Below are 8,545 nucleotides of genomic sequence, written 5' to 3' on the forward strand. Positions count from 1 at the left end.
CGCGGCCGAGTTGATGACGGCGGAATCGACGATCAGGTTCTTGGCCTCGATCAACACGTCACCGGCATCGGCCGATCCGCTGACGGTAGATCCTACGAACGCGCCGCCACCCAGACGAACATCATCAGCGATGAGGCGCACGTCTCCGGCCGCGCCGCTGCCCGTTCCGCTCGATCCGACCCCCGCCGAAAACGTCGTCGTCCCCGTGGCGTCAACAACCAGCTCGCGGCCCGCGAGTTCGACACGCCCGCCGGCCCCCGCGCCGCGCGCTGAAGTGAACAGAAAGCTGTCCCGGCCGAGACGGATGCGATCAGCCCGGAACAGAATGTCCGACCCTATCGCCGCGCCGGCGGTATCGCTGGTGATCCGGGCGTTTTCGAAGTCGATGACGCCGGCGGAGAACCTGAACGGGCCAAGCGCGGTGTCGGCGGCCGCCGTTACCAGTGATCCGTCACGGACCTCGATCGCGCCCGTGTGGGATCCCGCCAGAGGATCGGCGAGTGACACCGATGCCGACCCAGCGCCAACGGCCGTCAAATCCAATCCACCGACGCTTAGGTTGGAGTCTGTGATGCGGATATCCGAAGCGGCAAACGTCAAACGAGGCGCACTGGGCGCAAAACTCTGTCGGCCGGCGGAGATCGTGATTGAGCCCTGCCCCCCCACAAAGCCGAAACTCTCCGGCGCAGCCACGCTCAGGGTCGAGCCACCCGGCGTGGCGATGGCGAAACGCGCGCCGTCAGCCAGCCGCAGGTCGCTCGCGGTGGCGAAGTGGGCCGAGGCGGGCACGTCCAGCCGCGCCCCGGCGCCGAACACGATCCCGGCCGGATTGATCAGCCAGAAGTCGGCGTTGGGCAGGGCGCGGGAGTCGATCGTCCCGAGAATCCGGCTTTCCTGCCCGCCGGAGACCCTATTGATCACGTGGCGCACCGATGCGGCGTCGTTCGCCGTCCAGCGCGCCGTCTGGCCCGTATCGAGCCCAAACCGGTTGAAGCTGTGGAACAGGTTGCCGCCGGCCCTGGTCCCGCCGTCGATCGTGAACATCTGACCCGCCTGGGTCACCGTTGTGCCGAGGGAGACGCCGGCGGCGGTATCCGCAACAACAGGCGGCGACTGGGCCAGCGCCGGCCCCGCCAGCGCCGTCGCGAGGAACAGGATCGCCCGCCTCACCGCCACGCCCCCAGCAGCGTGAACGCCGCCCAGATGTTGGGATTGGCCACCATCCCGCCCCGCTCGATCATCGCCAACTGGGCGTCGCGGAGCGCCGCCGAGGCGGGCCGGCCATCGCGATAGAAGCGATAGAAGGCGGTCATGAGCTCCGCCGTCCCCGCGTCATTCACCGGCCAGAGCGAGGCGATGGCGCTGCGCGCGCCGGCCTGAACGGCGGCGCCTGCAAGCCCCATGCTGGCCTCGTCGTCGCCGACCGCGGTTTCGCAGGCGCTCAGCACCAGCAGCGCCAGGTCATCACCCCGGGTGCGGTTCTGCGCCAGGATGCCGCGCAGCTCCGACAGCAGGATCGCCTCGCCGTTGGCGACGATGAAGGCTCGGTCCGAGCGGCCGTTGAACGAGGCGTGGGTAGCCAGGTGCAGGACATCCACCCGTTCCCGCGTCAGCGCCTGAATCAGATCGGCCTTGCGGAAGTTCTCGATCACCCAGGACCGCTCGATGCGTGCGCCATCGACCACCGCCGCGGTGCGCGCCTCGGCGCCGGTGCCTTCCAGGCGCTCGAAGCTGCCCGCCGGCAGATCGACCGCCATCTCAAGCGACGCCGCCACAAGCTGCTGGCCGGCCGAACCCCCGCCGCCAGGCTGGGCATAGGCCAGGGACGGCGCGACGGTCACCCGCGACTTCTGCACGAGGTAGCGGCCTTCGGAATCCACCAGAACTGAGAACGGCAGGGCCCGAAGCGGACCGTCCGGCACCACCGCCAGCACCCCGCCTAGCCTCAATTCTCCCTCGATCGGCTTGATCAGGAGGTCGTAGAGCTCCCGCGAGGCTTCCCGCCAACCCGAGCCTTCCGGGTCGCTGAGCGCCAGCACCGCCTGCTCCACCAGGCGGGTCATGGCGCGGCGGTCGGCGCTCCGATTGGGCGGCAAACGTCGGAAGGCGCCATCGCCCGTCCCGCCGGCGACATAGAGCAGCTCCAGCCTGTCCGGCAGCAGGATCGGGTAGAGCAGCACCTCGCCCGGCGCCAGGGCTTCCGGACGCACCGGATCGCGCGCCGGAATGCACTCCGAGCCGAACACGCTCTGCAGTTCCGCTTGACGATAGGCTTCAACGATCCGCTGGGCGCCGGCGACCCGGATCACCTGCGCCGCACCCTCCGCCTGGGTGAGTTCAAGGTCGACCGCAGCCTGAAACACACGGCGCATATGGAGCGAGAACGCGGTCTCTTCGGTCAACGGATCAAACCGCGGCAGCAGCGGCCGCACCGCCTCCAGCGCATCATAGGCCGCCCGGATATGGGCCTCTCGGTTCAGGGGGTCGGCTTGCGCCAACCAGAGCCTCCACTCCGGAGCCCGGGCGGGGAGCGACCGTTGATGTTCGGCCAGAAGCGCCGCTTCGAACCCGGCAGTCGCGCCGGCGAGATCGCCGGCGATCAGCGCCAGTCTGGCCTCCACGCCGGCCGCCCGGGCCCGCGCGGCCGGCGCCTCCGGCTGGGCGGCCAGGATCGCCGCTGGCAGGCTCTCAATCTCTCCCGGGGTCGCGCCGGCGTCGAGGGCGGCCAGGGCCAACCGACCGAGAAGTTCAGCGCGCAGATCGGCCGCAGTCACGTTCGCCGCCGCCGCCAGCCCGGCGCGGGCGTCGCTCAGGGCCCGGGTTCGATATCGAACCGCGGACTCCGAGTCGGTGTCGGCGACGGACAATGAAAGCCGCGCGAGCCGCAATCGCGCGAGAGCTTCGGTACGCGCATCCCCCGCCAACGCCGCCTGTTCCGCGGAACAACCGAGCGACGCCAAGGACAACGAGAGATTCGATCCGAAAAGCGCCGCCGGGCTGAGCAGGACGTCACAGGCGCCTCCGCTGGCGGCCCGCACGGCCTCCCGCGCCACTTCGCTGGACGCGCCCCGCTGCCCGCGCGCGCCGCGGGCGCCCGACGCCGCCGGCGCCGACACCGACACCAGCCCCAGACGATAGGCGGCCACGGAGGCCTCGCCGCTCAGGTTGGCGGAACGCGCCAGCTGGAACGCGCTCAACAGATAGGTTTGAGCCTGAAGCTGACTGCCCTGTGGGCTTAGCCGCATGAACTCCCCGGCCGCGGCGCAGTAGGCCGCCAGCGTCGCGGCGTCCGGCCGCGCGTTGGCCGACGACGCCGGTTCCAGTACGGGCGCGAGATCGGACAGAGCGTCCGAGCCGCCCCGCGTGGCCAGCCGACGCTCGGCGGTCTGCGTCGCCGCCGTCAACGCCTCCGAGCTTGGATAGGCGCCCGTCGAGGCGACGCCCGGACGGCATAGGCTCTCCGACACGGACGCGCGCGCCGCGCTCCCTGCCATCGCGCCGATCAGCGCGAGCCCCAATACCGCGCCTCGCCGCATTCGACCGCCCCTTTCGCCCAGATTTCAGTGTGCCCTGCTGCTCAGCCCGCTTGTCAATCGAATGCGCGAACCGCCGGCTGGCGAGGTGGCGCAATTCATGCGACAGGCGGACATCACCGCGCGCCGTGGTCGCGCCCACGAGACCGTTGAAGATGAAGCAGTTTCTGATCACTGTGGCCGGGGTCTTTCTGGGTCTTGTGCTGTTCCTGGTGGGCGTTCCACTGGTGCTGATCGGGATGGCCGCCTCAGCCGCGTCGCCGGAACCGCCACCGAACGAAGCGGTGCTCAGCCTGGACCTGCGAACAGCGCTCGCCGATCAGTCGCCCGCCAATCCCTTGTGGGGTCTTGGCCGCAACACCCACTCGGTGATGGCGATCGTCGAGACCCTCGACCGCGCCGAGGAAGATGATCGCGTCAAAGCACTGTTCGTGCGCCTGCCTGAGGGCGGCGTCGAGCCCGCCATGGCCGACGAGATCCGCGGCGCCTTCGTCCGCTTCCGCAAGGCCGGCAAGCCCATCTATGCGCACAGCCAGGGCATCTATCCGGCCGGCGTTGTGACCACCACTTACATGCTGGGCGCGGCCGCCAACCAGTTCTGGATGCAGCCTGGGGCGTCCCTGCAGGTGACCGGGGTCGCGACCGAAGACCTCTTCCTGAAGCGCTTCTTCGACAAGTACGGCGTCCTCGCCCAGTTCGAACAGCGGCGGGAGTACAAGACCGCCGTCAACAGCTACCTGACCAGCGACTATACGCCCGCCCACCGCGACTCCACCCTGAGCTGGCTCGCCTCGGTCTACGAGGCCAACCTCGCCGCCGCCGCGGCGGATCGCAAGACGGCGCCCGCCGCGCTGCGCGCCAGCCTGGAGGCCGGCCCATATGGCGCGGAGGACGCGCTGCGGCTCAAGCTGATCGACAGGCTGGGCCAGGTCCGAGAGGCGCTCGATGCGCTGACCAAGTCCGCCGGCGACGGCGACGGCCTCGAACCCTTCGATTTCTGGGACTACGCGGACTCCCACATCGAAGCCCCGGATCTGCCGGGCGACGCCATTGCGCTGATTGAAGCCGAAGGTCCGATCCTCACCGGCGGCGGCGGCGAAGCCAATCCCTTCACCGGCAGTGCGACGATCTACTCCGACGATCTGGCGAACGCGATCCTGCGGGCGACGGCGACGTCATCGATCAAGGCCATCGTCTTGCGGCTCAACTCGCCCGGCGGCTCCGACACCGCCTCTGAACAGGTTCTGGACGCCGTGCGCGCCGCCCGGGCCGCCGGCAAGCCGGTGGTGGTCTCGATGAGCACCTACGCCGCCTCGGGCGGATACTGGATCGCCTCGGGCGCGACTGAAATCGTCGCCCAGCCGACGACGCTGACCGGCTCTATCGGCGTCTATGGCGGCAAGTTCGCCGTCGGGCCGGCATTGGCCCGTTTCGGCGTCGACGTCCGGGAACTGGGCGTCGGCGGCGACTATGCGAGCGCGTTCGGCCTTGGCCAGGGCTTCAATCCTCAGCAGCGCGCCGCCTTCGCGGCCTGGATGGATCGCACCTATGAAGGCTTCATCACCCGGGTCGCCTCGGGCCGGAAGCTGGCGCCTGAGCGCGTGCGCGAAATCGCCGGCGGCCGGGTCTGGACCGGCGCGCAGGCCAAGACCCTGGGCCTCGTCGACCATCTCGGCGGGTTCCCGGTCGCGGTGGAGCGCGCCCGGACCTTGGCCAAGCTCGAAGCCAACGCCCCTCTGCGGCGCATGACGCCCTCGGAAGGCGCCCTTGAGGCGTTCCAGAACGCGCTCGGCGTCTCGGCCATGTCGGCCCGCACGCTGGCCGCCGCCGCCTGGGTGATGGGCGATCCCCGCGCCGAGGCGATCCTCGACGAGCTCACCGAAACCCGGCTCCGGGGCCAGGGCGCCACGGTGCTGGCGCCAACGCCCTGGTAGCTGCGCCCGGCCTGCGAACTCAGCCGACGGTCAGTTCCGCGATCCCGATGCCGCCTTCGCCCTTCACGGCGTAGAGCAGGTAGACCCGGCCACCCTCCTCGTAGATCGCCGGATCCCGCAACTGGTTCACGGCGCCGTACACCGCGCTCCGATAGGAGCGGACAACGGGCAGGCCTGCGCCCTCCCACTCCCGTTCAGGCTTGAGCACCAGAACCGGCTCGCCGGCCTTCCAGCCCGCCCAGTCGCCGGAAATGTCGATCGTCGAGGCCAGGATGGCCTCGGGCGCGTCGCCGACACGGGTCCAGAACACATGAAGGGTGTCGCCCCGCTTCAGGAGCGCGCTGTGCCGCTGGTTGATGGGAAACAGGCGCGGCCCGGTCTCCCACCCGGTGAGCCCGTCCCGGGAGCGCAGGAACTGCCCCGGCATGGCCTGGGCGTAGAACCAACCGTCGTGACGGAAGACGCGCATGTAGGCGGGCCCGATCCGACCGCCCGTCGGGGTGAAATTGATCCCGTCGCTCGAGACCGCGACCTTGCTGTACTGCGCGCCGAAGCCGCCGAGGCCGTGGTAGTACATCACAATCCGCCGACCGGTTTTGTCCACGTGCACATCCGGTGAAGCGAGGTGCGGCAGGGTCGCATCGTCGAGCGGAGTGGGGATCCCGGGCGTGCCTGAGGGTGCGCGGTCTGGGCCGGGCCTTGCCTGCAAGGCGGCGATCTGCTCGGGCGTTCCGACCGGCGGCGATGTCGGCAGGCCGGAGTCCGCCAGCGACAGCGAGCCCGGCGCATGCACCGTCCACGGCCCCTCCAGCCGGTCCGCATAGGTCAGCCGGATGTAGTCGCCCTTGTGATCGGCGAAGTAGAGGTAGTAGCGGCCGAGCCGCCCCGGCAGCCAGTCCGGCGCCCGGATCAGCGACGGCCCTTCGATATTCGGCCCCATCCGTGCGTCCATGCCGGGCGCGATGATCGGGCGATCCACCAACCGCCGGACGCTGTAACGGGGCGCAGGCGACGCTGCGGCGGCGCCCGCACCGATCCCGCCGGCGATCAGGGTCATGGCTTGGCGCCTCGTTGTCTCTCGCATGATCTCCTCCCTAGCATGATCCCCGGCGTGGTCAGCCGGTGTTGACAGGCCCGGACCGTTACCCTAAGCACCGCCGCTCGATTTTCGACCCCGGAGCCACCCAGTGAAGCGGACCTTTCAGCCCTCGCGTCTCGTGCGCAAGCGCCGTCACGGCTTCCGGCTGCGCATGTCGACCAAGAACGGCCAGAAGGTTCTGGCCCGTCGGCGCGCCAAGGGCCGCAAGCGCCTGAGCGCCTAAGCGCGTTCTTTGCTAGGCTGTCCGCATGGCGGACGCCGAACCTGACATCGACACCCCGAAGGTCACGCGCCTCAAGCAGCGCGCGGAGTTCCTCGCCTGCGCCCGCGCGCCATCCGTCGCGCGAGGCTCCGTGGTCGTTCAGGCCCTCGCGCGCCATGACGGCGACCGCACCATCCGGGTCGGCTTCACCGCCACCAAGCGCATCGGCGGAGCAGTGGTCCGCAACCGCGCCAAGCGCCGCCTGCGCGAAGCCGCGCGACGGATCCTGCCTCAGGCGGGACAGGCCGGGACCGACTATGTGATCATTGCGCGGGGCGGCGCACCGACACGCCCCTGGGAGCGTCTCCTTGACGATGTGAAAAGCGCGCTGATAAGGCTCGCGGCCGATCGCGCGGCCGCCTTATCCGACCCTCGCCACGCCTCCTCCCCCATTACGGAACCGCAGCGTCCCCGCCCATGAGAGACGACAACACCCGCAACACGATCATCTTCTTCGTGAGCGCGGCGCTCCTCCTGCTGCTCTATCAGCTGTTCATCCTCGACCCGCAGGCTCGACAGGCGGCTGAGGCCCGGGCCAAACAGGCGCCGGCCGCCGCGGCCCAGGGCGCCGCGCTGCCGGGCGCGCCCGGCGCGCCGGCCGTGCCTCAGGCCCTCACCCGGCAGGCGGCGCTGACCGCGGCGCCGCGCGTCGCCATCGACACCCCGGCGCTCAAGGGCTCGCTCTCGCTGCGCGGCGCCCGGATCGACGACCTCTACCTCACCCGATATCGCGAGACGCTCGACGCCCGATCGCCGGCCGTGGAGCTGATGCGACCGGAGGGCACGCGATTCGCCTGGTTCGCCGACGTCGGCTGGACCGGCGCCAATGTGCCGGGTCTGCCCGGCCCGCAGACGGTCTGGACCCTGGCCTCGGGTTCCACCCTGGCCCCCGGCAAGCCGGTCACCCTGACCTACGCCAATGGCCAGGGCCTGACCTTCACCCGCGTCATCGCCATCGACGCGGACTACATGTTCACGATCACCGATACGGTGGCCAACACCACCGCCCAGGCCATCACCCTGGCGCCCTTCGGCTCGGTGCAGCGCCAGGGCGTGCCCGAGCATGTGGGCCGCAACGGCGTGGTGCATGAAGGCGGCATGGGCTGGCTCGACGGCGCCCGCCGGCCATTGAAGTACGCCAAGTGGCAGAAGGACGGCGGCGGCCCGGCGCGCGCTTCGACCGGCGGCTGGATCGGCATCACCGACATCTACTGGCTGACCGCGCTCATCCCCGCTCAGAATGAACCGATTCAGGGCCAGTACCGCCTCACCCGCGCGCCGGGCGTCAATGTGCTCGACGCCAACTTTGTGGGCCAGGCGCGCAACATCGCGGCCGGGACCCAGGTCTCCTACACCACGCGCGTCTTCGCCGGCGCCAAGAGTGCGCCCCTGCTGCGCGAGTATCAGAACAAGCAGGGCGTCCAGCACCTGGACGAGGCGATCGACTGGGGCATGCTGTGGTTCCTCACGCGGCCGGTCTTCGACTTCCTGGCCTGGCTCAACGGCCATGTGGGCAATTTCGGCGTCGCCATCCTGATCCTGACCGTGGTGGTGCGACTCGTCTTCTTCCCGCTCGCCAACAAGCAGTACGAGTCGATGACGAAGATGAAGATGGTGCAGCCGCAGATGGAGGAGCTGCGCGCCAAATTCAAAGACGACCCTCAGAAGCAGCAACAGGAACTGCTGGCCCTCTATCAGCGCGAGAAGGTCAACCCTC

7 protein-coding genes are annotated in these 8,545 nt (G+C 69.8%); 4 read left to right on the forward strand and 3 right to left on the reverse strand.

Going from position 1 to position 8,545, the window contains the following annotated elements; genetic code table 11:
* The coding region (locus tag ACIQ3R_RS11690) for a filamentous hemagglutinin N-terminal domain-containing protein (protein ID WP_397418662.1) at window positions 1–1,170 on the reverse strand (1,170 nt) is incomplete at its 3' end.
* Entirely contained in the window at window positions 1,167–3,536 is a 2,370-nt protein-coding gene (locus ACIQ3R_RS11695; RefSeq protein WP_397418664.1) for a CHAT domain-containing protein, read from the reverse strand. The genes ACIQ3R_RS11690 and ACIQ3R_RS11695, both read right to left, overlap by 4 nt.
* Window positions 3,537–3,688: 152 nt before the next feature.
* Here ACIQ3R_RS11695 and sppA point away from each other — a divergent pair, with 152 nt between their 5' ends.
* On the forward strand, window positions 3,689–5,467 hold the full coding sequence (gene sppA, locus ACIQ3R_RS11700) for a signal peptide peptidase SppA (protein WP_397418666.1): 1,779 nt from the start codon (window positions 3,689–3,691) through the stop codon (window positions 5,465–5,467).
* A gap of 19 nt (window positions 5,468–5,486) precedes the next feature.
* Here the strand turns inward: sppA and ACIQ3R_RS11705 are convergent, their stop codons facing one another.
* Window positions 5,487–6,524 (reverse strand): hypothetical protein, encoded by a 1,038-nt coding sequence (locus ACIQ3R_RS11705; RefSeq protein ID WP_397418668.1) that lies wholly within the window; start codon window positions 6,522–6,524, stop codon window positions 5,487–5,489.
* A gap of 130 nt (window positions 6,525–6,654) precedes the next feature.
* On the opposite strand from ACIQ3R_RS11705, the gene rpmH reads away from it, so the two are divergent.
* The 3 genes from rpmH to yidC all read left to right on the forward strand — a co-directional run.
* Window positions 6,655–6,789: a 50S ribosomal protein L34 gene (rpmH, locus tag ACIQ3R_RS11710; RefSeq protein ID WP_293482274.1), complete on the forward strand. Its 135-nt coding sequence runs from the start codon at window positions 6,655–6,657 to the stop codon at window positions 6,787–6,789.
* Between the two features lie 25 nt (window positions 6,790–6,814).
* On the forward strand, window positions 6,815–7,249 hold the full coding sequence (gene rnpA, locus ACIQ3R_RS11715; protein WP_397418670.1) for a ribonuclease P protein component: 435 nt from the start codon (window positions 6,815–6,817) through the stop codon (window positions 7,247–7,249).
* Window positions 7,246–8,545, forward strand: a 1,300-nt coding sequence (gene yidC, locus ACIQ3R_RS11720; protein ID WP_397418672.1) for a membrane protein insertase YidC, incomplete at its 3' end; no start/stop codon positions are given. The genes rnpA and yidC, both read left to right, overlap by 4 nt.

This window comes from Phenylobacterium sp. (assembly GCF_044371015.1).
In the GTDB taxonomy this organism is placed as follows: Bacteria; Pseudomonadota; Alphaproteobacteria; order Caulobacterales; family Caulobacteraceae; genus Phenylobacterium.

Bases quoted from the DNA above. Each gene is read 5' to 3' on its own strand.
- ACIQ3R_RS11695 (WP_397418664.1), bottom strand. From the start codon at position 3,536: ATGCGGCGAGGCGCGGTATTGGGGCTCGCGCTGATCGGCGCGATGGCA.
- sppA (WP_397418666.1), top strand. From the start codon at position 3,689: ATGAAGCAGTTTCTGATCACTGTGGCCGGGGTCTTTCTGGGTCTTGTG.
- ACIQ3R_RS11705 (WP_397418668.1), bottom strand. From the start codon at position 6,524: ATGACCCTGATCGCCGGCGGGATCGGTGCGGGCGCCGCCGCAGCGTCG.
- rnpA (WP_397418670.1), top strand. From the start codon at position 6,815: ATGGCGGACGCCGAACCTGACATCGACACCCCGAAGGTCACGCGCCTC.